At 39.9% G+C, this 24,978-nt stretch carries 23 protein-coding genes; 13 read left to right on the forward strand and 10 right to left on the reverse strand.

From position 1 onward, the window contains the following. Positions 1-342 precede the first annotated feature (342 nt). Both L4C37_RS10615 and L4C37_RS10620 read left to right on the forward strand, forming a co-directional pair. Entirely contained in the window at positions 343-2,469 is a 2,127-nt protein-coding gene (locus L4C37_RS10615; RefSeq protein ID WP_123783765.1) for an ATP-dependent nuclease, read from the forward strand. Then, positions 2,459-4,201, forward strand: a complete 1,743-nt coding sequence (locus L4C37_RS10620) for a UvrD-helicase domain-containing protein (RefSeq protein ID WP_429768536.1) — start codon at positions 2,459-2,461, stop codon at positions 4,199-4,201. Before L4C37_RS10615 ends, L4C37_RS10620 begins: the two co-directional genes overlap by 11 nt. Before the next feature lie 928 nt (positions 4,202-5,129). On the opposite strand, the gene L4C37_RS10625 is transcribed toward L4C37_RS10620, so the two are convergent. Further along, positions 5,130-6,506: a DEAD/DEAH box helicase gene (locus L4C37_RS10625; RefSeq protein ID WP_429768537.1), complete on the reverse strand. Its 1,377-nt coding sequence runs from the start codon at positions 6,504-6,506 to the stop codon at positions 5,130-5,132. Then, a complete protein-coding gene (locus L4C37_RS10630) occupies positions 6,500-7,024 on the reverse strand; it encodes a hypothetical protein (RefSeq protein ID WP_429768538.1) in 525 nt (174 codons plus the stop codon). The genes L4C37_RS10625 and L4C37_RS10630 overlap by 7 nt, the downstream gene beginning before the upstream one ends. Positions 7,025-7,126: 102 nt before the next feature. Between L4C37_RS10630 and L4C37_RS10635 the strand changes: the two genes are divergently transcribed. After that, complete coding sequence (locus tag L4C37_RS10635) at positions 7,127-7,438, forward strand: helix-turn-helix domain-containing protein (protein ID WP_429768539.1); 312 nt, start codon at positions 7,127-7,129, stop codon at positions 7,436-7,438. Positions 7,439-7,728: 290 nt separating this feature from the next. Here L4C37_RS10635 and tnpA read toward each other — a convergent pair whose 3' ends face one another. From tnpA to L4C37_RS10675, 8 genes are all read right to left on the reverse strand, one after another. Beyond that, positions 7,729-8,160, reverse strand: a complete 432-nt coding sequence (gene tnpA / locus L4C37_RS10640) for an IS200/IS605 family transposase (protein ID WP_429768540.1) — start codon at positions 8,158-8,160, stop codon at positions 7,729-7,731. A gap of 205 nt (positions 8,161-8,365) precedes the next feature. After that, complete coding sequence (locus L4C37_RS10645) at positions 8,366-9,733, reverse strand: hypothetical protein (protein WP_429768541.1); 1,368 nt, start codon at positions 9,731-9,733, stop codon at positions 8,366-8,368. Positions 9,734-10,264: 531 nt separating this feature from the next. After that, complete coding sequence (locus L4C37_RS10650) at positions 10,265-10,819, reverse strand: hypothetical protein (RefSeq protein WP_429768542.1); 555 nt, start codon at positions 10,817-10,819, stop codon at positions 10,265-10,267. 535 nt (positions 10,820-11,354) lie between these two features. Then, positions 11,355-11,831 (reverse strand): hypothetical protein, encoded by a 477-nt coding sequence (locus tag L4C37_RS10655; RefSeq protein ID WP_429768543.1) that lies wholly within the window; start codon positions 11,829-11,831, stop codon positions 11,355-11,357. A gap of 150 nt (positions 11,832-11,981) precedes the next feature. Beyond that, entirely contained in the window at positions 11,982-14,483 is a 2,502-nt protein-coding gene (locus tag L4C37_RS10660) for a hypothetical protein (protein ID WP_429768544.1), read from the reverse strand. Continuing rightward, positions 14,480-16,036: a hypothetical protein gene (locus L4C37_RS10665; RefSeq protein WP_429768545.1), complete on the reverse strand. Its 1,557-nt coding sequence runs from the start codon at positions 16,034-16,036 to the stop codon at positions 14,480-14,482. Before L4C37_RS10665 ends, L4C37_RS10660 begins: the two co-directional genes overlap by 4 nt. Before the next feature lie 38 nt (positions 16,037-16,074). Further along, positions 16,075-17,511 carry a site-specific integrase gene (locus tag L4C37_RS10670; protein WP_429768546.1) on the reverse strand — a complete coding sequence of 479 codons (1,437 nt, stop codon included), beginning with the start codon at positions 17,509-17,511 and terminating at the stop codon, positions 16,075-16,077. A 215-nt stretch (positions 17,512-17,726) separates the two neighbouring features. Continuing rightward, positions 17,727-18,095, reverse strand: a complete 369-nt coding sequence (locus tag L4C37_RS10675; protein WP_429768547.1) for a DUF3693 domain-containing protein — start codon at positions 18,093-18,095, stop codon at positions 17,727-17,729. A gap of 247 nt (positions 18,096-18,342) precedes the next feature. On the opposite strand from L4C37_RS10675, the gene L4C37_RS10680 reads away from it, so the two are divergent. From L4C37_RS10680 to L4C37_RS10725, 10 genes are all read left to right on the forward strand, one after another. Next, positions 18,343-18,534, forward strand: coding sequence for a hypothetical protein (locus tag L4C37_RS10680; RefSeq protein WP_429768548.1), 192 nt, complete (start codon positions 18,343-18,345; stop codon positions 18,532-18,534). Positions 18,535-18,536: 2 nt separating this feature from the next. Continuing rightward, positions 18,537-18,806, forward strand: coding sequence for a hypothetical protein (locus tag L4C37_RS10685; RefSeq protein ID WP_429768550.1), 270 nt, complete (start codon positions 18,537-18,539; stop codon positions 18,804-18,806). Positions 18,807-18,808: 2 nt separating this feature from the next. Beyond that, a complete protein-coding gene (locus tag L4C37_RS10690) occupies positions 18,809-20,791 on the forward strand; it encodes a replication endonuclease (protein WP_429768551.1) in 1,983 nt (660 codons plus the stop codon). 74 nt (positions 20,792-20,865) lie between these two features. Next, the gene (locus tag L4C37_RS10695; protein WP_429768552.1) at positions 20,866-21,180 is read left to right on the forward strand and encodes a chemotaxis protein; all 315 of its coding nucleotides are present in this window, start codon (positions 20,866-20,868) and stop codon (positions 21,178-21,180) included. Positions 21,181-21,291: 111 nt separating this feature from the next. Next, positions 21,292-21,414 (forward strand): hypothetical protein, encoded by a 123-nt coding sequence (locus L4C37_RS10700; RefSeq protein ID WP_429768553.1) that lies wholly within the window; start codon positions 21,292-21,294, stop codon positions 21,412-21,414. Continuing rightward, positions 21,407-21,643 (forward strand): major coat protein, encoded by a 237-nt coding sequence (locus L4C37_RS10705; RefSeq protein WP_429768554.1) that lies wholly within the window; start codon positions 21,407-21,409, stop codon positions 21,641-21,643. Before L4C37_RS10700 ends, L4C37_RS10705 begins: the two co-directional genes overlap by 8 nt. 65 nt (positions 21,644-21,708) lie before the next feature. Beyond that, the gene (locus L4C37_RS10710) at positions 21,709-23,238 is read left to right on the forward strand and encodes a hypothetical protein (protein ID WP_429768555.1); all 1,530 of its coding nucleotides are present in this window, start codon (positions 21,709-21,711) and stop codon (positions 23,236-23,238) included. 2 nt (positions 23,239-23,240) lie between these two features. Continuing rightward, entirely contained in the window at positions 23,241-23,600 is a 360-nt protein-coding gene (locus tag L4C37_RS10715; protein WP_429768556.1) for a hypothetical protein, read from the forward strand. A 3-nt stretch (positions 23,601-23,603) separates the two neighbouring features. After that, positions 23,604-24,755 carry a zonular occludens toxin domain-containing protein gene (locus tag L4C37_RS10720; RefSeq protein ID WP_429768557.1) on the forward strand — a complete coding sequence of 384 codons (1,152 nt, stop codon included), beginning with the start codon at positions 23,604-23,606 and terminating at the stop codon, positions 24,753-24,755. Then, positions 24,752-24,973, forward strand: a complete 222-nt coding sequence (locus L4C37_RS10725; RefSeq protein ID WP_429768558.1) for an antitoxin MazE-like protein — start codon at positions 24,752-24,754, stop codon at positions 24,971-24,973. Before L4C37_RS10720 ends, L4C37_RS10725 begins: the two co-directional genes overlap by 4 nt. Positions 24,974-24,978 lie beyond the last annotated feature (5 nt).

The raw sequence follows: 24,978 nt of genomic DNA on the forward strand, positions 1-24,978 counted from the left end.
AACTTGGTGGCTCTAAGAAGCTTTGGGGCACAAACGTGCTAGCTGTGATTGATCTGGCACGCCATTAGACAAAAATGCGTTTGAGTAACCCATCGAGATACCGTGAGTCCGATTAGTTTTCGTAAGGCATACACTATTGTGCGATGAATAATCAATTTCGGACACAGTCTTAAGTTGGTTTAGGTATATAGCGGCTACAGCCTTTCACTAACTCACCAGGTGCATATATCCCTGTAGGAGCAGAAGATTCATATGCAATATATTGATCTTTATCCTGTGGTATAACTGACTTTTTAGATAGTATTAGCACCATACTATTCTCAAAACTAGAAGTCATAGTTCATGTACATCAGTAGTTTATCAATCGTCAATTACAAGAACTTTAGGAACGTCACTTTCTCATTTGTGAAGGATTCTGTTAATACAATCATCGGAGAAAACGCAGCTGGTAAAACTAATGTGTTTCAAGCGATGAGATTGGTTTTAGACGAGTCATTACCTTCTAACGCAAAACAACTCCAGAGTGAAGATTTTCATAGAGGCCTTAGCCAGCCATTTGGACACTGGATTGTGATAGCGATTGAGTTCAATGATCTTTCCAATTCTGAAGAAGAACAGGTTCTAGCTAACTACGTTATGAATAAAGATAGAAAGCTAGAACCGACAGGAAAAGGTACGTATACATTCGTATTTCGTCCTAAGTTCCATATCCGACATTCGCTTTTTGAGTTAACCAAAGACTTAAAAACAAAAGAAGAAAGAAAAGAAGCCTTTGATGAATTTGCGTTAAGGCAAGTTATCAATAGAGATACATATGAAGCTATCGCCTTTGTCAGAACGAACTTAGATTTTACTCAAGAAGATATCTACAAAAAACATGTTGGAGACTTTGTCGAGTTTACTTTCCCAGACCCTAATGATGAAAACAAAGCTGAAATAGGTAACGATAAGCCTCCTTACTTCTCGATTGTAAGTGAGGTCGCCTGTACATATGTCAAAGCGTTGAGAAATGTTGTATCAGATTTGAAGTACTATAAGACTAACCCTTTGTATAAACTTCTTACGCTTACGAGTAAAGAGATAGAAGACGACACAGACGTTGTCAGTGACATTGTTAATGTTAATGAGAAAATATCCGCTATCCCAGAAATAGACGCACTAAGTCGAAGTATCTCTAGTTCGCTGCTCAACACTGTAGGTTCAACTTACTCTCCAAAAATTAATGTATCGTCTCAACTTCCAGAAAATTTTACGGAGTTAGTTCAATCTCTAGGCCTTGTCGTTGAAGACTCTCAGCACTATACCGGAACTGGAAGAATCGAAGACCTTAGCTTGGGAGGAGCTAACCTTATATACCTAGCACTAAAACTTTATGAATACGAGGCGATAAGGGACAGTGATGAGCATATAACGCACTTTTTACTTATTGAAGAACCAGAAGCTCACATACACAACCACATTCAAAAGACCTTGTTCGATAACTTCAACTTCAACAACACACAAGTATTTGTTTCGACTCACTCTACACAGATAAGCTCTGCATCAAAGATATCTTCGATGAATATTTTGTCTAGGAAGATGACAAATACGGAAGTCTACTCGCCAGCAAAGGGGCTTGAGCCCTCCGAAGTAAACAGAATGGAACGGTACTTAGATGCAATCAGAAGTGATGTACTGTTCGCAAAAAGTGCCATTTTAGTAGAGGGAGACGCTGAACTTATCTTAATACCTGAAATGATAAAGCAAACGCTCGGAGTTACACTTGATGAGATGGGAGTTAGCTTAGTAAAAGTTGATGGAACTGTTTTTAAGCATATATGCAACCTATTTAGCGAAGATAGGTTAAAAAACTTCTGTGCGATTTTGACGGATCTAGACAAAGCGTACATTACTGAAGAAAACGGCACATTCGCCAATGAAGCCTACATTAAAGCGCAAATGGCAGCACAAGAAAGCGGAGAATCGAGAAAGCAAGAGCTCGACGAGTACACTAAAGAAAACAAATATATACAAGCGTTCTATGCAGAAAACACCTTCGAAACTGAAGTTATCGATTATGACGATAATTTTGAAATGTTCGCTGATATTGTCGATTTAGAATATAAACGTGAAGCTGACAAAAAGAGAGTTTGGGCAAATTTATCTAGCGATGACAAGGCGTTGCGTTACGATTCCGTTCTAAAGCTAGCAAAAAAAATAGGAAAAGGTTGGTTTGCAACCGAGCTAGCGCAAAAATCTGATAATGGAGTGCAAATACCAACATATATCTTAGAAGCTTTAAAGTTCTCATTAAGTGGCAGAAATTTGGAAGACATTTGGTGGAAGATGCTTAACCACAATATAGAGGACTTGAAAGAAGAAGATAAAGCGATATTTGAGCATATTCCAGACTTACAAGATTGTTTAAAAATCTACAGTGGAATGATGGATGATTCTTTTTCAAGGTTTGTAAAACTATATGCCCTTTAAAAAATTAACAGATGAGCAGAGAGATGCTGTTGAGTACAACGGTAATCTCTTATTGACTGCCTGTCCTGGTTCCGGAAAAACTAAGACTTTGGTATCTAAACTTGCTTATATGCTTAAAAATAAAGACGATTTAGGTATCAAAAAAAGAAAGATTATAGCCCTCACATATACGAATATAGCTGCCGATACAATTACAGATCGTTTGCTATCCTTTGGAATCACTGATGAATCACTTTGGGTAGGAACGATACACTCATTTTGTCTTCAGTGGATTATCAAGCCAAATATAAATTTCATCCCGAGGCTTTGCAAAGGTTATGTGGTAATAGATGAGCATGAAAGAGAACGTTTACTTTCCGAATTGAAGGAAAAGTATGGGTTAGGTCCTTTTGCTAATGTCGTCACGAGATTGGATCTAGACTATAGCAATCACTATTCAGATATAAAATCACCCCAATACAAACTTGTTGATGAGTATCATAAGTACCTAAGAGATAATAAAAAAATAGATTTTGACCTAATCTTAAATATGAGTTTCAAGTTGCTTTCACATTACGATGGGGTAAGAAGTAGACTCGCTTTTTTCATTAAACATATCTTGGTCGATGAGTATCAAGATACATCTTTATTACAATATGAAATTCTCAAGCTAATTATCAGTGAACGTAAGAGCAACATCACATTCATAGGTGACCAAGAACAAGCTATCTATACTGGATTGGGTGCTGAAGTTAAAGGTAAAGCAGAGTTAATTGATTATTTCGCTTTGGACACCTTACATAATTTGAGTCTCACAGGCTGTTTTCGTAGCAGTCAACGGATAATTGATTTTTACAAGAAATATCAGGATGGAGGGCTCGACATTGAGTCAAAATCTTACTTAAAAGAATTCGAATCCGTCGTGCACTTAGAGCAAAGTATCGACAAGAGCCAACTTTCAAACTTTATTCATGAAGTTATTCAGTCTCATATAAAAAACAGTATTTCTGCTGATGAGATTGTAGTTTTATGTCCTAGTTGGTTTGATGTTATTCAAATGTCTAAAGAGTTAGATAAACTTGATAAAGGTTACTCAATCGATGGGGTAGTTGTTTCACCAATACCTAAGAATGAAGACAACATGTGGTTGAACCTAGTGAAATTAGTGTTGAATGAAGCGTGTATGGAAAATTATCTCAGACGACGGAGGCTTACCAATACTTTGATCGAGGGGCTAGAAGAATGTGGTTTGAACGTTAGTGGTGAGCACAAACAAATACTCAAAATCGTTAACGGCTTTAATATTTCAATTGATCAAAGCATAACAGATTGGATTGAATCCATTGTGTTGGAGTTCAGTCACCTTATTGGTTTAAATATTGCGGCCAATAAGACTGCTAAATCGAGTTTAGACAGCTTAATTGATGCGACAAAAATTAGGATGGAAAAACACGATATGGATTATCGAGCACATGATTTAAAGAGGTTTTTCGGTAAGTCCAAAGGTGTCAAGATTACTACATGCCACTCAACTAAGGGGGATGAATATGATGTTGTCATCTGTACTGGTTTGTTAGAAGGAAAAATACCGCATTGGAACGATGTATACGTTAGTAATCAGCATGCAAATTATGTTGCTAGACGTCTCTTGTATGTGATTGGTTCTCGGGCTAAGAAACACTTATACATGGTTTCTGAGCGAGGCCATAAAACTCGAAAAGGTTTCGATTACGTTCCAACTAGACAGCTATGACTATCACTCTGTATCACATTACAGGGTGAGCAAACTGAAATCGAAAGGTAGATAAGTTTTAGTAGGTAAAACTCGCACATGACAAAATGTAAATAAGTATCTACTCTAGCTCGTTTTGGGGCAAATGTGAGTCAGTGATTTGACTAAATTAGTCCATTTGGTTCATGGTTGTTGAGAGCTTCGGTATCCCTGCTTTTCCATTGAGCTGCTTTTTACTATATGACCAGAAATAATAGCATTTATTTGAACATAGCGAAATTGAAAAGCAGCCCATCGAGGGCATACGATTGCCCAGTTATCTTTCGTTCATAGCGTATTGAGCCACTAATTTTAGCGGCTCTTGTCGTTTCTAGCATTCAAAAAAGAAAAGCTCCGCAAACGAAGAGCTTTATAATCGTTAGATTTACTTGTAGTACTGATAACTCCGTTTGGAATTATGCTTCCAACTTTTTGCTAGACCATATAAATACGCAGGATAGTCATCCCATGGGTTAGCCAAAGATCTTCCTCGCGCAGCTCGTAGCTTTACCGGGTAGCCTTTACACTCAATCTTATGATGAAAAAAGTAGCTTTTTTCCTGTTTTGTTGAAAAGTGCTTGTGAGTTTCACTCCGGACGCTTGGATAAACATCCCTGATATATATCCGTTGGTATTTGATACGGTTTCGGTACTGCTGTTTTAGCTTTCTCATTTACCCTCCAGGTTTACATTACCTAGAAGGGGTCCTCTGCGAAGTAGTTCATTTGTCCACCTTTGTGTGCTGTTATGCTTAGTCTAGTAAATGAGCAGCAATATGATCTGTAACTAAGTATAAACATATTAGAGATTGAGTCTGAGATCATTACCAATGGCTATTAATAATATGCTTTCTAAAACACTTAAGTTTCCCCGCAGGTAAGGACCTGGGCATTAGCGTGTTTGGGCCTCACTAAACCAAAAAAGCAGAAATAACTCTCTGCCTAAACGCCCCAAGCCTTAGTTCATCAAATGCACCAAGTACTCCCTCAACATCATGAATACTGCTCGTCTGGCTACACCATGTTTGCTTTGAATCTACGGCTTCTCGCTCCTCTAGTGATCCATTTTGAATCAGATGGTTACGTTTATTATCTGATTCAATTTCAGCAAGCTTGTCCCACTTTGCATACATGCACGACTCAGGAATATCTTGTTCAATCCTCTCGGCATACTCTATCAAACTTTGCTCAGCAAAAGTAAATAACCATGCCTGCTGCTCGTCAGTGGAATTCACTCGAAGGATTCGTCCAAGCACTTGTCTAAAATACAATTCGGTTTTGACCGAACTCATATGACAACACACTTGAAGGCGCGGAATATCAGTCCCTTCACTAATCATTCCAACGCTAACAATCCACTGAGTATCACTTCGTCTGTACCGTTCAATCTCAGCTAAAGGCTCATCATGCCGGTAGGTCACGATTGAGACCGATTGTGCGTACTTTTCAGAAAGGAGCTTTTTAATTGCTTGCGCATGCTGAATTGAGGCCGCGACAACTAAACCTCCTGCATTTGGTGTTTTTTTTCGGATTTCTGCAAGCTTCTTACAACCTAACCCAAGCAGGTGCTCCATCGCATCCTGGTTATGAATGACGCTCTGATAAGAGGTCTTAGTCTGCTTAATCATTTCCAGTATCGAGAAAAACGATTCTGTCCTTTCGTCATTGGTCACTGTCAGGTGTTCGTTATCGACCAAAACAATCTTTGGTGCCCTGCAAACCTTGTCAGTAATTGCTTGCTTGAGCGTATATTGATAATCAACTAGCAGTTTTCCATCAGGGTCGCTGTACTCACCTAAAGCAATCGGTAAAGAGTCCGAACGCCATGGCGTCCCAGAAAGCGCAAGGGTATACGTTGCCAACCCTTGAATCTTAGTCAGGACTTGTTGCCCCCAAACATTCGCATTTTCTATCTCATTACCAGAGCAATGGTGTATCTCATCAAAGACGACAAATACTCGGTGATTACACAATGTCTGCCAAAATTCATCATTAAGAAATTGAATTGACTGATAGGTAAGAGACTGTCCAATAGAGCCTAATCCACCATTAAAAGAACAATTAAGAGTCTGAGAAAAGGTTTTTTTAATTCCATCAGAGACCGTTAAAGACGGAGCAAAGCACAGAACAATATCGACCATATCTTCTTGCAGTAATCTTGAAGCGACCGTAGCAGCCAGTACCGTTTTTCCGGCCCCTGGCGTCGCTTGGCAGAAGAAGTGCTGTTGGTGTGAACTGTATTTCTGTAATGCCTTTTCTGAGCATTCGGCCTGCCACTGCCTTAGCATGATGAACTGTGCTCAGAAAGTGTTTTAAGTACGTTCGTTAGTGCATTCACTCTTCCTAATAGCTGTGCAGAATTTTCTCGCGCTTGCTCAAGAAGTGGCGATAGCTTTGGTTCCAGTTCAGGAAAGCGACTACAGGTCGATTGATACTCACTAATTTCCCCAAAGACTATTTCTAGCTCACCTTTATATTGGTTGCGCTCATGTCTTAATACCGAGTAATCAGACGAAGCGGAAATGGAAATGTTAGTGTTTTCTAGCACCGTATCGGCCTGAAGTTTTTTGAATAGGTCGGTTTGAAAGTAGCGTTTCTTTTGCCCTGAACCTTCACTTCTAAGCCAATTGTTTTTCATAAAGCGTAAGATTTGTCGGTAAATCTTACGACGAGCATCATCTAGATCAACGTAGGAGTCATCAATAGAAACAAATGCATCTCTCAATTCAACTACCAAGAAACCATCCATCTCCTTTTCGATCAATAGCTTGTGCATTTCATCACTGATTTTAAAAAAACGCTTCATGTACCGGTCACACCACTTAAATACTAAGAATTGCTTAGTATACAGAAATAGGTAAAACTAAGAAAATCTTAGTTACCATGAGATCAGAGACATGAAACTCAAGTGCCATTCGAAAACCCAATTCCAGTACGGCTCAAAGAAGCTCGTAAAAAAGCAAAACTCTCGCAAAAATCGTTGGGAGTGTGCATAGGTATGGATGAAAGTTCAGCTAGCCCTAGAATGAATCAATATGAAAAGGGCAAACATACACCAGATGTAAGAACCTTAAAGCTATTGGCTGATGAATTAGGCGTGCCTTTAAGTTTCTTTTTCTGTGAAGATGAAAGCTCTGCAGAAATAGCGTGCCTTGTTGCTCAAATGACGGAAGAGGAAAGAAAGGAACTTATCTTGTCATTGCTAAAGAGCAAAACGTGAAGCCTAAGGGCGCGACTACATTTAGATTTGGTCTGTAGTCTTCCTAAATTGTTACTATTTGGTATTTTTGATTACTATCTCTTATTCGGTGAGTTCAACAAGGTGTAACTATCGAGGTCCAGCAAGTTTCTGGACAAAAATCGTTTAGAGTCATAGCTTAAATTAGTGAAGGACGAACAACCGAATAGAGACAACACCGACGACGCCGTTGCGATAGTTAAATGACCTCCGGCAAAGCCGGAGGCTTATTGGTGGACGCCCTCTAAGGGCTCAAGTAAGCGCCCAAGGCGCTAGATCCCAAACTTCAATTGGTCTCGATGCTCATCTTCTTGTTCTTGGTTTCTAATGTATTCAATCACTGTCGCTTCATCCAAACCGACTGTCGATACAAAATAACCCCTTGCCCAAAAATGCTCACCATTAAAATTTTTTTGCTTCCCTCGGAATTTTCTGGCTATCGATATGGCACTTTTTCCTTTGAGATAACCTACAATATTCGATACTGAGTACTTTGGTGGAGCACTGATACACATGTGGACATGATCTTTCATCAAATGCCCCTTTTCAATCGTTACACCTTTGCGCTTGGCTAACTCATGAAATGTTGCACCTAAATGTTTTCGGATTGCACCGTAAATCAACTTTTGTCTTTTCTTCGGGATAAATACCACGTGGTATTTACAATCCCACCGGGTATGGGACAGACTCTTATAGTCTCGCATAGGTTGTTTCCTCTTTACTTTTGGTCGAGAAAAGAAGTTACATATACCGTTGTCACGGTCAAACCTATGCGAGTCACCCCAGCTTAGCTGGGGGTTTATCAATGTCTAATTACAGGAACTACATCATGTAAAAAGTTAGACAGGATAAGCCTTAGAGCGAGATTACAGGGCAAGTCTGGTGTGACCGACCCATCGATCTAGGATTTTAGTTGAGTATAATTAAATTTTTTAATCTATTCGCGTACTCAAAATTGAGCCAAGGTTCCTGTTTTAGCTCCCATTGAACAGATGATTCAAGCTTGAAGTTAAGACCCCCTAAAATAACTCTTTCAATGAGTATCGTTAGATGTAAAGTTGCAACTGCCAATCCTTGATGGTCAACATTATGATTACCTTCATGTGCTAAGTGATTTCTAATATTAAGCAATCCACTTTTTCCTCGGATTGACCAAAGATCTTCTTTAAAAACTCGATGTTTAGATAAGAAATTATCGATTGAGTCAGCAGCAGAAGTTTTTTTAATGTCTGAAGTTAGGTTCATTAGCATTTGGTATACTTCATGGTCGACTTTTTGATGTGGATTTGCCGCTCCTTTTATTAATTGAATGGATTTTGACCTTGTTTTATCTAGCTCTAATGTAAGGCTCAGTTTTTTAGCATAAGACTCCAAAGCTGTGAATAAGGCCATATATTTAGCATCATCTCTACGTTGCACTGATGAACAAAGAACAAAGCTAAGTTTATGTACCATATCCTGTTCTGAGTCTTCCAATCCATAATAATTCGATAAACCTATATTGATCATTTTTTCTAGCTCATCAACTTTACGGCTCACTAAAAAAGATCGAGGCTCATATAAAGCATAATTAGTCTGTATCGCATTTAGTGGATATTTCCAGTGTCTAATATATTCATTTCCCGTTTGATGTTCCCAACCTAAAACCAACACTCTTTGGCGTGAAACAAAAGACAATATATCAAGTAAGGGCTGGATTATATTAATGATAGATTCAGGGGTAGTATTAGGTCTGCAATATTCAACTTCTAGCCTATAGCCATGTAGCTTTAATGAGCCACTATCATTAAGCATTGCGGATTCAATACTATATTTTTGTAAAACAATTTCGCCAAGAGTTGGGTGACTGAACATAGCTATTTGGCTAATGCCATTTAGACCATCTTCTAGACGTAATGTATTAAAATATTCAGTATCAGATATGTAAATTGAAAAGCTATAATCAGACGAATTAAGAGGCATTTCAATCGTCAAACTTTTTATATGACTCAGACCTACTGGGGTTGAACCAAGTTTTCTTTTTAAAAGGGTATCGGTAGTTAAGCTTCGGTAATGAACATCTTCTAAAGTAATTATTTCAGTCCCTTGAAGAGTTTTAATCTGCCAAGGAGTCTTGAGGTTCGGTATAGGCATTGCCTCATTTGGAATTCCAACTCGGACCTCTGCAGGCTGACCAAAAAGCAAGGGTAATGTAACAGAGCAATCAACCATAATCGATTTACCATCTTGATCAGTAAGTTTTGCGTCTGCTGATATTTTCTTTCTATAACAATCCAAGTTATTCACTTCCTCTGTTAGCTACTAATATGCTCAAGGTATAACATAATGTTACATTGATTAATGCTCACCAGATACCTACAAATTCTTCCTCAAAGCACCAAAAAACAGCGAGCGTTATACCCACTGTTTTCAGTTCTACCCGTGACTAACTCCACTAACCAACGCAGCCACATTAGTACTTACCTATATCAACGATGTGCGTAATGAGTCGAAGTTTTAGGACTCTGATGCCCTAACAAATACTGAACATTGCTAACTGACTGACCGAAACACACAATGGGGCACAAACATGCTAGCTGTGATTGATCTGGCACGCCATTGGACATAAATGCGTTAGTGTAGTTGGTCTAGAGTGTAGATATCAGAATTCCAAACAGTATCTTACTTATATCAGTACTCTTGTATTTCAATTTGCTAGTTCAGACAAAGCACCAGTGGATGTAACTGTGATTAAGAAGTTGAGCTAGTCGATGTATAAGACCTATTGTAAAACTTAGCACTTAGTTTTTACTGAGATTCCATTTTGGATTATGTGGCTTTGTAGATGTACTCTCGCATCGAATTGCCAACCAAAACGCTACAAATTAACCCAACAACTATCCCAGTAGTCATCGATAAGCTGAGACCATCTGGAGTTGGGATAGTTTCTAAGTGGCCATAAAGGATATCGGCCTTACGGACAGCCCCGTAAATCATGAAGTAGCTAAATGCCGCCAAAGCTGCCCAAAGGCCAATGGTAACCAATTTTATGTTTCGGCCAATCTTCGTTTTACATCGTGAATATGCGAACCACCATAAAAGTGAAAAGGTGATTAGAGAAGAGCTAAAGCTGAAGCTAAAGGCGTTTAATCGGAAGGAGTAACCACTACTATACAGTGCGTTAAAAATCAGATCAGAAGCTCCCAGAATTAGGATTGATCCGATTACGGTGTAGGCTGTCTTTTGGTACCATGAAGATTGAATATATAGAAGCTCGCGTTCGGCTTTTTCTTCTTGATTAGTTATCTTTCTCTCTGCTTTGATTTGAGCAAGTTGTTCTTGATGGTTCATATTTTTTTCTCGTTGGTTTCGAACGTCCTTCATACTGTCTCCATGTGTTGGCATAAGATTATTCAATTTATTCTTAGGTGAAAAATGCTTTTTGTGCATTGCAGATATAAGTGACAAGCATGGCTATGTGAGTAGTGATTTATCGTTATGAAAGTGAAGCGCACAACACATTTTGAAAATACAGTCCAAGCAACTGAGAACACTTGTTTTGTTGCGCAAACACGTTTTGGAGCAGAAGTGCTTTAGGAAAATTGTGCAACAAGCTGTTGCACAATTGGAGCAGGTGAGACCTGTTTCAAAATCAGCAACAACTGAACTGTTTCGTCGCTTAGGCAAGTATTGCAAATTTGACAACAGTTCAACTGCAAGAAATTTTTATGATTTGGAAAGCAGCTGAGAAGTTTTTCCCTATTTCCCAGCGGGAAAGAGGGCAACAATTAGTTTCAACTTTACTGTCACTTTATTGAGAGCACTTGATCCTATTTTTCATTGAAGAAAAATCTCAGTCTTACTCGGTTCTCCACCATAAGTCATCCACTCAAGTGTCGTAGAATCTGCGGAGAGAAACTTATTTAAATGAGTCATCATCATTTGATTTATCAGTCATTTTTAGCTCATGAAGTTCTCGGATAAGATATGGAGACAAGCAGCGCTCTATATTCTTGACTGTGGTTTGTGCGCGAATCACTTTAATCATATTCAAAATACAAACCGTGTTTTGTTGAACCATGCGCCTTGATTCTCTAACTTGGTCATTGAGATTAGCATTAGCTGTCTCCAGCTCCTTCCTACTCATAGAGCGCGAACTTTTGACGCTTTCGCCAAACGTTCCACCCAGTGAATCGATTTGGTCTTTTGCAAACTTTTCTATCAAGTCTTTGCGGCTAGTTAACGTGGCTTTACTGTTGATTAAGCCCTTATCTTTGAGCCTTCTGTAGAGATTTGCCTGAGTTATTGGAGAGCGCTCGTAGCCTTCACTAAGCATGTCTAATAGCTCATGCTCGATTCGAGTATCAAGCTCGTTACCTTTGAGTTTTTTACTCATATTTGATTAACTCCGAATGGTCTGGTAGAGCATCGATGACACTTTGTGTAATCAATGCCTCTTACAAATTTTTGCGTTCAAGTAAAATCTTTGAGCTACTCGTAAAGCTCAGTATTCGTTAGGCTTCACCGATTTTCCTTGAGAGTATAGCTAAAGCTTCGCGATATTCGTTGAGATAGGAGTAACATGGAGTTCCTCATTACGTTTGGACTCCAATACCTTCATAGCTTTTATTTCACGCTGGGCAACCGCAAATATTTCTGAAAGCATTTTTGGTTTTCGATTCCCATCTAATGCCGCCAAATTTATAAATACCTTCTCTCTGGCTAGGGTATCAGACTGATTCTCATGATATGAGACATTATCTTGACGAGAGTGAAGCTCACCAAGTATCTCTTCACACTCCTCGAAAGAAAGTTCTCCAGTTAACTCCATATGATTAACGATAGCAATTTGAGAAGCAATTCCTTCACCGAGCTGCCTAATTTTGTATTCCTCATCAGATCTTCCAGTGAGGGTAAAATAAGCACAGGGCGCTCCGTCTTGGCACTTCATATTATAAGGGCACTGAAACGTTGACACTTTACGCATACAGTTTCCAAGGTACATTTCGTGTAGATCTGAGTGGGGACCAACTTCAGTTTCTTTTCTGGATAGGGATGACTTATCATCCATTTCTTCTTCATCGATCAAGTCAAACAGTTCACCAAACTCCGCGAATACATCGCTTGAACTATTGCTAGACAAATCGACTATGAATGAGGCTTTATCTTCGCTTGTCGTCTGTGTGCCGAGTGTTTGCGCAAGTGCATTTGAGGGGGTAAGGTTTGGGTTGATTTTTATGGAAGCTTGCTCCTTCACCGCCTCCAAAGCTTTTCCTTCGGTGGCAATCTGTTTAGCATTATCAAACGAAACCAGCTCGGTAGAAACAACACGATCTTCAAAGCTAAGGTGCTGATAACTCTTATTTTGATTGATATCGTTGCGCCCCATAAACATCGCTTGAAGATGGTCGGAAACATCGGCTAATGCATAAAATGTATTGATCCCATGCCTTGGGCAGTGTGAATACATCATGTCAATCCCGCCATTCTCATTGGTCAAATTGTATTTCGCAAAAATACTGCGCTTACGATTCCCAGTTTGTCCATATCCTAAAAAAGGATTGATTACGCCTACGTCAATTACCTGTGGAAGAACTTTTAGAGCGGCTTGTCGGGTTAGGTTCGCACTACCTAAGGGGATGATAAACAGTAGTTTTTCGTATGACGTGCTAATAACTTCTTTACTACCAGAGTCTGTATATCGCCAAATTAAGTCCGATGAAGTCCCAACATCTGCCTCCAAGCACGCTTTAACGAACGTATCGATATCACTGTAGTTGTATCGCTTTTCTTTACCATGACTTTTTCCGGTATCAACTTCTGAAGCGGGGTGTACTCCAAAGCCCAACATTTTTTTGTTGGCGTAGTCTCGTGCCGCACTGCGACCACGCGAAACCACTGTTTTCGCATAAGACTCGTAAACATCATCGACGATTAAATCGAGATTAGCGAAGTAGGGGCGTAAATCAATAACCTCAGGAATATGATTGCCAACCCATGAAAACGGTAGAAGCGATTTAAAATCAGTGGTTCTTATATGTTCTACTTGACGACGAAGTTTCTCGGTGAGACATATCGTGTCGACTAAAATTTCTTCGAGTAAATCGACGGTCATCGGCTCAAACCAGTGTGTCCGAACCCCAGCCTGTTTTCTACCACCGTATTTGAGCCCCACAAAAAAGGTAGTTAAGCCACGTTTCTCCATGGCATCTCTCGTGTGAGGGTCACTAATTTCCACAACTTTAAAGTTGCTATATCGGACAGTTGCAGCTTCCATATGACGAAAGCCTGTCACCATCAGTAACAATACAAAGTTGAGAACGATTTTTTCTCCATCATTTTGAACTAAAGAACGTAATGCAACGATATTTAAGAAGGTTTGAATGGACAGATTTTTATCTTTATTATTTTTAGCTTCACCTTTTCGCTTCTGTTCATTCTTAACTTGCTCAGTGTAATTCAGTGAAATGCTCGTTTGTTTTGTCTCAATCTCTAATACGGTTTGGGTTATTCCAAGATAGTTCAATTCTTTGATAATTTGGTTCGCTAGTATGTAGTCATTAGACGCATTAATATCTGCTGATTTGCCTGTTCGGGATTGAGCACATAGGTCAACAGCTTCCTGCACAAATTCTGAAGTGATATTAACAGGATGAGGTTCAATTCCATTCATCAACATACGCACATAGACACGCTTAAAGAACAAGTGCGTGTTACGTACAACCGAACCAGATGCTGTTTTATCACGGAACAGTGACGCACAATAAGCCTTTATAAATTCAGAAAAAACTGGATTTAGGCCAACAGTATCTAATTTATCTTCATCATCTTTGAAGAGACCTTTCGTCTTATTACTTTGGATTTGAACAAAATTTATTTGTGCTAGGTTGGTCGCAAACACGCCTGAGGAAGCACCTCCCAGTGTCCAGTAATTAGAATCCCAAGAGTATTTTTCGTTACTTGCATTAATCTCAGGTAAAAGTGCATCCTCGAAGAACGACTTATTCAGGGATATAAAACTATTTAGCTGTTCGTAGTTTTGTTTCATCGAAAGCCACCCTCAAGGCGGTTAATCACCATTTCAACTTCGTTTTTAGTCTGGGTTGCAGTATCAATAAGAGGGTTAAGTACACCTTGACCTTCCTGCGACACATCAACAACATCAATCAATTCTTCAGTTATGATATCGAGAACCTTTCTATGTTTGTTGATATCCCTGAATGGCCTAAAGTAAAAGCATCCATAGCAGCTACGCACCTTCTGAAGATGACACTTTTTTTGGTGTCTTTTACATCCCCCAACGCGCTTTATTAACGTACCCCGAATGATCCCCGAGACAAAATATCCCTTCCATTCCGCTTCACCCACAGAGTAGCCCGTTAAAAGCAGTCCCATCATGCCTTTCCAAACAGGGTTCGAGCCAAGCGCTTTATGTTTCAATAGGGCTATATCTGGGGTAGCTTGGATGTAATAACTGGCAGCAACTGTAGAAGCATGACCAAGCACCATTGCAATTTCTTCCGCTGACGCATTAAGCATTGCCATACTATGACCAATGTTGTGTCGGAAATCATAGAGCGTGTAAGTAGGGGGATCCATCCGCTCATTTTCGATAGCCACCTTTACGTCATCAGGTTGAATAAACAGCAGAGCTTCGTTGAGAGATTTATGCATTTGTTGGGATAATGAATGTTTCTTATCGCCATCATAGGGATACAAAGTATCGCCATCTTCAATATCAAACCTCTTCTTGTATTCATCAATAATGCGACCGATTTCGCTACTCAACGCGATGGGTGTGGTAGAGTCAGTCACTGCGCTTTGTTTCACCAATGGAACCGCTATTAAATATCGTTTTAAGCCAGTTTTATGATTCATTGCATGCAGTTTAACAGAGCCTCCGATCAGCTTTGCAAACTGTTGGGGGCGGCAACCGACAGCATAAGAAATGGCGAGGACAGATAAATCCTTTAGCTGTTTGTTGCTAAGGGCTGAAAGTCCTTCTTGCGTGCCGAACTCAACCAACCGATTAACTATAAGGTTTTTGAAATGAGTCGGCATTGTGGCTTCGACATCTTGATAGCGAAGGAATGGATCGGTAGTTGATGGGACAGGAATGCGCACCAATGACTCTAGATCGTCAATGTCAAAGTCTGGGAACCCCATTCTTACAAGGTATCGTGTGATCGATTTAACTTCGAAATATCCGAAGGCATTGTCAGCTGCAGCACGAACTTTTAGCCATTTATAAAATGCCTCGTAGGAGACGCCCTCTAACGTTTTGATAGACGTCTTAATTGTGGAAAACTTCTCCTGTGAAACTGGGGCTAAGTGACCAGAAGAGTATTTTATTACCAATAATTTCAGTAACCTGTTCCACTCAGGAGACAGATCAAACCTGAGAACATGAATACGTCCCAACCTTACATACTCCCAACGGTCATTTTTTGTCTGAACGTGGGAGGTATCGTCTTGAGCTGCTATGTCAATAGCCAACACGGTAGGCAAATCTAAGCAATCAATAAAGGCTTTTTGAGCTACAGTAAAGGATGGAATAAGGCTTAGGCTACTCGTTAGATGCGGATGCGTTACGTTACTCATTATTGCCACCTGCTAGAAGGTTGAATGTTGTATTGGCTTTACCATGGAAGTTCCTCATCGAACTCATAAAGGGTAACGCCAGTTTTATGGCTGTTGTAGACGCGCATTAGCGTTTCATTTGCTTTGCGCATTTCGAAACGTTTAGCATATTTGGAGGGCATGGTTGAATTGACAGACCACCCACCAAGAGTCCTTAATTCATCTCTAACCTCTGCCATTATCCCTTTTATGTTCACTGCGCCAGCCTCAATAAACTCTTGTTTTAGCTCACCATATAAGTTTTCCATTGTGCCGAAAGCCCACGTGTGTCTGAGCCAGTGAGGAGAGATACTTTTTGTTATAGACTCGGCATACTCGGGATCAAAATGCTCAGGGAAGTGCTTCTTAAACGATTCAGTGAAAACTTTAAACTGAGTCATTACAGTCGAATAACTCGATGGCTTAAAAGGGCGGGTGCTCGATGAAAAGATAAAGTCATGCTTGGCTTCTGGCGATCTAATGAAACTGTAATAGGTCATCAAGTTCTTGTAGTCATAAGCAGTAATGTGAATGTGTCGGTTACTAAACTTTGTCTTAATCTGAGGCTTGTTATTTCGTTCATCTTCAATGGCAGCATCATCTAATGCATCATCGGTTAGATTCCTAACGCTCATTATCCAACTGTTTTCGACTGTTCGTGACTTTTTAAACGAGTTCTTTCGAAGGAGTAGGGACTCACCAATGCGCAATCCGTATTTAACAAGTAAATTTGTTAAGAGGTAATTTCGCATTTGAACTTGATAAGTAACGATAGGATTGAGAGGGTTCGGCTTGATCATCTCCCATTCAATAACTCCCATTTTGTCGTTTTTGAGCGGCTTCATCACATTTGGCAGGAGTACCTTGAAGAAATCTTTGTATTGTTCTTCAGTCAAACTCTTTAAGTCATCGAAGTTGTTAGAGGCTTTAACGGCAGAGTTATTGAACTTATTGAATTTTTCACGAGCTTCATTCAATCTCGACTCGGTTTCCGCTCTTAATCTGCGAAGAGTGTTACGGTCTTCATCTACGTAAGAGGCTGATATGTAGTTGGAGTTTAAGAACTTAATAAAGTTGCATACCACGCCACAGTGTTTGGCAGCAGTACGTTTTTTTCTGTTAGTTTCTTCGGTTGCGATAATAGAAGACGGGAGTGCTGTGATATTAGTGATTTGCTTGTCAGCCATAAGGAAATCCCAAAAGGCATCAAGCTCAACAATAATGGCTTCTACGTCTTGATAATCGGTACGATAGAAAGAGTAATCCAGAGAAACTCCATGTTTCTGTAACCAAAAGTCATAGAACAGCTTGACTGAGTCCATGTAAGATTTTTGGGTTCCAAGTGCTTTTTCTTTTAACTTAGATTCTAACCAACGAAATGAAAGCAGTGGTGGCATTGTGGTTTGCACATCGAGAATACACCAAAACTCGTCGCCACATTTCTCAACCTTATACATGAACAAATTTACTCTCGTAGATTTAACGCTAATGTACAATAATAGACTGGAAGATTTAACATTGCTAAGTCTCTTCAACGTTTTGTGACATTAATAATCAACAACTTATATCGAAGATAATAAGCTGTTGATTATTATATACTTTATGGTAAATAGCTTATGTTCAATGAAAAGATGCAAAAGAGGTGGTGTACAACATTACACTCATTCAAGATTTAACATAATATACATAATACGCACTGGCTTACTGCTTCCTTGGCTTGCATCATCCATAACGCAAAACCTCCGCAAGCCGTTGATATGCCTGAAAAACCTAGCCCGTTATACTTTTTTGCTATGTGTTCCCATAGCTGTTTTATCTGTGGATTTTCATTGCGGTCAGCGTGACAACCAAGCAATGCTAGCTCTGGGTCGATTCCTGAATTTTCAGCAAGAAAAATTGCTTCTTCATCAGATACATAGCGAACACCTTTGCGTATTTTGCTTAGTTTCTGAGGTGAAAGGTTCAAATCATGTGCTATTTGCTTGTCTTGTACGTAGTTTTGAGCCTTTTTGTAGGCATCTAACAGTTTGTTTGCATACATGTCTAATCTCCCGTTTGTACTTATTGTAGCCTTTTAATCCCCAATTTGCGCTATTTACAATCCCCATTAATAGCTACTACAATCCCCATAAATCGGTATCAAACCCCAAGCGACTTCTTGATTGACTCTCTCTAGGTCGTTTGGGTTCTCTTTTGACTGGCTAGGTCTGGGCTGTTTGCCCTTGACGCTGATAGCTCGGCTTAGTCGGTCAAAACCCAATTCAGAATAATCAGTCAAGGTGGTTGTTATGTTTGTTGTTCAAGTCTGCACTGGGGTTCTTCCTCGTTATCTTTCTCATTACTTAATGACCGATTCGGGTCTTTCTCCAGTTATTACCGTTCATAAATCTAAAGCAATGCCTTGCACTGATGCTGATGTAAAAGATGCTTTTAATAGGCTTCTTCCTGCTTGGCCTCTAATGAAAGTGGTTGAGGCTTGATTATGTTTAAATCAGTTAATCCTGAATTGTTTGCTGCTATTGTTATTGTGTTTATCCTAATAACTCTTGTTGCTCATTTTGCTCCTAAGCAGGAAATCTCACTAAATTCTTATCATGAACTCAAAATAATTTACCTTGAAAATCCTTCTTCCCGTCCATTGATTGATGAAGCATTGCTTGATGGTAAGATTTCAATTTCTGAAAAGGTAGATATTGAAACTTTTATTGAAGAGTCTGGTAAGCGTTTTCTTCTTGAAGCTGTGGGGCAATAATCATGGATCATTTGTATTCGCCTCAAGTTGAGCCAGCACGCCATTTCTCTGCGCCTCGTTTGCCAGTTCCCAATAAGCGTTTTGTTTCTACAGTTAAGCACGTTACAAAGCCTCGCTTGTCTGCGTTCGGTGAATACATTGAATCGTTTAATCTTCCTGAGCGTTACCGCCAATCAAAACTCAACATTCTTACAAACTGGCGTGATGATGTTTTTCGCGCTTGTTTCCGTCATGGTGATTTTAGCCGTCATATGACGCGATCATTTCATTCTGTTTGTGATGATAAGAACTACACAGAAGCTTTACACCAAATTGAAGATGCCAATAAGCGTTTGAATCAATACGGTTATAGCGCGGCTATGTCTGACGATGAAATTAAAGAGTTGGCTTTTTCAAAGTCACGTAAATTCACTAAAGAGCTTATCGGTATTGAATCGCCTCAGTTTCTTTTTATGAAAGCGTGTCAGTTGCTTGATTCAATTGGGTTGGAATTTTCGGACGAATTAATCATAGATAAGTGCTTAAAGGGTGAGCTTTTATCTCTGGTTGAACGTGTGAGTGATGAGATATTTTTACGACGTCAACTTCGCAGAAAGTGCGCTTATCATGTTGAACAAGTGGCGAGAGACTTGGCATTAGTTCAGCGTCATAAGCAGGTCTACTGCTCTGACTTTTCGGTTAACCGTACTCGTGAGCGTAGAGCCTCCAATGCCGAAGCATTAGAGCAAACCGTAGCTTATGACAGTAATGATACTGATAACTGGTTCACGATTGCGGATTTAGCGGCTAAGTCAGTTTCTAACCCTGAGATTAGACGCGGTGAAATGTTTGTCCGTTTGCGTGGTTTTGAAGAAATAGCCGCTGAACAAAATCACTCTTCAGTTTTCTATACGGTCACATCCCCTAGCCGCTTCCATGCTAATTCTAAAGGCTCAGTTAATCCTAAATGGTTGGAAGCTGGCAAGCCTACAGCAAAGCAGACTCACCAATATTTATTAGAGAACTGGCAAAAATTAGGACGCTGGCTTTCTAAGCATGACATCAAAGTTTATGGGATGAGAATCGCTGAGCCACACCAAGACGGTACACCACACCATCACTTTTTGCTGTTCATGGAATCAAAAGACCGTGACCGCGTAACCAAAAAATTTAACAGCATTTGCATGGTCGATTGCCCTAATGAAAAAGGCGCAGACAAGTACCGTTTCAAGGCTGAAAACATCGACCTATCAAAAGGCTCTGCCGTTGGGTATGTCGCCAAATACCTCTCTAAAAATATTGATGGTCAGCACATCGACAAAGATAAAGGCTCAAACCTGAATGGTATTGAAGCCGCTGAGCGTGTTGTCACCTGGGCGCGTGTAAATCAGATTCGCCAATTTCAATTTATTGGTGGGCCTTCTGTTTCGGTGTGGCGTGAATTTAGACGCTTACGAGAAGAATTCAAAGAGGATGACGCTGTGTTATCAGATTTAGATGAAACAGAGCATTACATGCTCGAAAAAATTCGAAAGGCTGCCGATGTTGGCGACTGGAAAGACTTTTGCTTTGCTATGGGTGGCGTGATGGTCAAGCGTCAATCTCAAAACGTTCGTCTCCAATATGGTGCGCCTGAAGCTGTTCAAAAATTGCTGCTAGAAGAAACAGGACACGATGGCCAGGAATACACTCGCTTTGGTGATAAAGCCCCTGCCCGTGTTTCTGGCTTGTTGTTCAAAGAAGTCTACCTTTGTACTCGTTTCCGCAATTGGAAAGTTGAGAACAAAGAGAAGTTCTTAGCATCGCAACAAACCATCATGCGCGGTGTGACTGACTTCTTTGATGCTCTTGAGGCTGAACAGGAATATGAACGTATGGCAGACAAACGCTTTCAAGAATATGAAGCTCATATGGAATATGTCGAGGAGCTTGAAGCCATGATGCTCTTTGGCGATTTTAATGGAGTGTGTTCGGTGGGCGCAGCCCCGCCGGATACATACCATTAATTTCGCCCTTGGACTTGTGTCAATAACTCCCGCTTTTATCTTTAAAAATTTTACGTCAAGAAAGGAAATACATTATGAAACTAGAAGGTTTGATTTTAGACGCTACCGATATCATTCAAGAAACAAAGGCAATTCGTGGAACGGGTGAAGCTACTACGGTCGGTAAATTAAAGCTAATCACAACTAATCCAACGAACACCATCGAAGTAAAAATCAGCCAAGAACTTTGGGCCGGTGGTAAAGCAGGTGAAGTTTTAAATTCATGCGTTGGTAAGCGAATGCAATTCAACGTTGAATACAAAGAATTTAGTTTTGGTAATGAAGATGGTAAGCACGTTGCATTAAACGGCTTCCACCTATTCGATTTACCAGCACAGCAAAACAAATAATATTTAGGGGTTTGTCATGACTGCTGAGCAATTTGAACAACTCTACATGCTGGTTTATATGGCTTCTTTGGCTTTATTGATTGGTGTTGGTTTTATCGCTGGAGGTCAACGATGAGCCCTTTAGATATTGAATACTTGGCATCGACACTTGTCGGTGCTTTGGGACTCGGTTGGGTTTTGGGGAAACAATTCCTAACTTTTAAACAAGCAATAGAGGTATCTACTCATGGATAAGAAAACTTTAGCAAATAAACTACGCCTATCACTTGTTGGCGCAATCGTTCTTGGTGCATCGGCTTCGGCTAATGCTGCATTACCTACCCCTGTTACTGATGCTTTTGCGTCTATCAGTACGATGGTAACAGAGCTTGAAACCGCAACTTGGCCGATCATTACTTTAGTCGTTGTTGCATTTGCTCTAATTGCCCTATTCAAGAAATTTGCAGGCAAAGCGATCAACTAATTCGCTTAAAAGTTTGGATGGTCAAGGCATCCAATTCCTTCTTACTCTCAAATTGGTCTAATACTATGAGCATTAAAAAAAGCCTCTCTCTTTTCCTATTGATGATGGGTGTTTCTTTTAATGTTTATGCTGGTATTTCTGCTATAGGTAGTAAATTAGGACCTTATCGTTTTCCCTGTATATCTTCTGGAATGATTGTGGATGATGATATCCTTTCTTCAACTTGCGCAGGGACTAAATCAAGTAATTACCCAAATTTAGAAGTTGTAAGATTCTATCGTTCTGCTAATCACTATAGAGTGGTTGTTAATGGTGGGTACACTCATAGTATCTATACCGCTTCTCGTTCTTCTTGTGATTTGCCTAAGGAAATTAACCCTGATACGGGTGTTTGTGAGCTTCCCCCGCCTGAGTGTGAATTGCCAGACTTATTGAATCCTATAACTGGTATGTGTGAAACATGTGAAGCTCCTCAAGAGTTAGACCCTGACACTTTTGAGTGTGTGGATGTGCCTTTTTGTGAGCGTGAATCAACCACTGATACTATTTTTGAGGCAGAGCAATTATGTGCTGCTGAGAGTGGCATTTTCACATTTGAATGTTCGGACTTTTTAGAGTCTTTGGAGACTCGTTGCACTCAACCAAATCATTGCGCTCTTGGTATGCCTAACTGGCCGGAATGTTTAGGCGGTTTAGATCCTACTGACCCTGTTGACCCTCCTTTTTCAGGCTTTGAGCCGCCTGACCCAAAACCTGTTGAGATTAATCCACCATCATTTGAGAAACCTGAGCCTGACGTAGTTGAACCAACTGAAACTACAGATTCGGCAGTGCTTACCGCTATTCGTAACTTGAATCGTGATTCCAATGAATCGGCTAATGCATTGAATAAAGATATGAATTTAGGTTTTGGTGATATTAATGGTCAGTTGTCTACGCTTAATTCTAATGCTTTTGGGATTGGTGAGTCAGTCGTAGACCAGATGAATCAAGACTTTGCTATTCATAGCGCTGAGAAGCAACTTTTGTTACAGCAAACTGGTGCAATTAATAATAATGGTAACAATATTGTTAATTCCGTTAAGAGTCAGACTTCCACTTTAAAGTATGCAATTGATGGTCAAACCTCCACTCTCGAAGGTGCTATTCAAGGTCAAACCACTTCAATTGAGGGGGCTTTAGATAGTTTGTCTGAAAAAATAAAGCCTTGTGACCCTGATGAAGACCCTCGAAATTGTCAAGGTGAGCATGGTTTAACCTCTGCTTTTGCGGAGGATGCTTATTCACAGATTACCAAGGTTACAGATGATTCCATTAGTGCGGCTGATACTGCTCTAATGACTGAAATACAAGGTCAGATTGATGCACCATTTCTTGGTGAAAGCGATTTGACGGATTTCTTAGATTCTATAGTGGGCTTCATTCCTGACGCTCAAGCGTGTCAGCCAATCAAGTTTTATGACGAATATTTACCTTGTGAGCCTTTTGTAAAGTTCAAAGAAATATTTGGTTTGTTCCTGTTTTTTGTCACCTTAATGACGTTCTTGGACTTAATTCTATATGACGTTGTTCCTAATATCGCAGTGAGGCGTTAATTATGCCATTACCAATTGTTGGTGCTATTGCTGGCTACCTTACTTTACCTGCGGCTGGCTCATTCTTAGCTGGTATGGCTGGCTCTTTGATGGTTTACATTGCCAAGTTTGTCAGTCGCAATGTGGCTGTGAATTTAGCAACTTTTACTTTTGTCGCCTTTATTACGACTAGTTTTATTGGTGTCATTTTGGGCATGATTTCAGTTTTTAATTTTTTCACCCCACCTGAATGGGATCATGCGATCAGCTTGGTTGTACCTGATAATTCTATCTTTTCAGTCGGTGCAATTATTTCAGCCAAAGCCTTACGTTGGGTTTGGGTATGGCAATTTTATGCAATTGAAAAACTATCAGGGAGCTAATACATGCCTGTTTATTTTGTAACTGGAAAATTAGGCAATGGTAAATCATTAACCGCTGTTGGTCGTATTCGAGAGGCTTTGGAGCGTGGCGTTCCTGTTGCTACTAACTTAAATATCAACCTTAAATCCATGTTTAATAAAAACATTAGAAGTGCTCGTTTGTTGCGAGTTCCAGATAAGCCAACGCTGCCTGATTTGCTTGCTATTGGTAAAGGAAATAAAACTTATGATGAACGTAAAAATGGATTATTAGTGCTCGATGAATGCGGCACTTGGTTCAACTCTCGAACTTGGAATGATAAAAGTCGAGCACCTGTTATCAACTGGCTTTTACATGCTCGAAAGTTAGGCTGGGACGTTATTTTCATTGTTCAAGATATTGCGATTGTTGATAAACAGGCACGCTTGGCTCTTGGTGAGCACCTTGTAATATGTAGACGTTTTGACCGCATGAAAATACCTATTGTTTCTAATTTGATTAAGTTGATTTCCTTTGGGGTTCTAAAGGGACGTTTGCCTAAAATCCATATGGGTATTGTGAAATATGGGGATAACGCTCAAGCCATCACGGTTGATAAATGGTGGGTTTTCGGCACCTCTTTATTTTGGGCTTATGACACTAAACAAGCTTTTGTTGATCACCTTGTTGTTCCTGTCACTTCGGCTTTTAAACATCCCGTCACCAGTGACTTTTTATTTACTGATAAAACGAATCATGGAACGGCAGGCGTTTATTCGGTTCTCCCTCCTTACTACACTCACGGGCGTTATTCGATGCCTTTAACTATGAGTAAGTTTATGCGACTCACTAAAATATATTTAAAAAAATGGTCACGCCCAATGGCTTTTACTTTTGGGTTTGCTGTTGCCGTTTCCTACTTCTTGCTTATTGCTCCGCCAGTAGATGAGGAAAAAATCACACAAGTTGAATCAGCTCAATCTTCAGGGGTTAACTTGTCAGATTTGCTGGCTGGCTATTCAATTAAAAGTTTTATGAATGCGCCTAACACTTCTCCATATTTTGAGTTGGTCAATAAAGGTGAGCTTTTAACCAGTAATGAATTGCAGGCTATGGGCTTCGAATTACAGGCTTTATCGCGTTGCAATGTAACGGTGCAAGCTGGTAAACAATCTCAAACGGTGTATTGCAAATGAGTAGAAATGCAGATTATGAAAAGAGAATGCGTGATTTAGGCTTTAAGAAAATCACGTTATGGATTCCTGATTCAATGAGTGCGGAGTTCCACCAATGTGCTTCAGCTTGTCGTGTTCGCCCTACTTTAGTTCTTTCAACGCTTCGTGATTCTGCCACTGGTCGCTTTGTGTCAATTGAGCGTTTTAATGCCCCGTCACCAGTGACACAAAAAAGGTAAATACC

The sequence above is a fragment of the Vibrio kagoshimensis genome, from assembly GCF_050337535.1.
GTDB lineage: Bacteria > Pseudomonadota > Gammaproteobacteria > Enterobacterales > Vibrionaceae > Vibrio > Vibrio gallaecicus.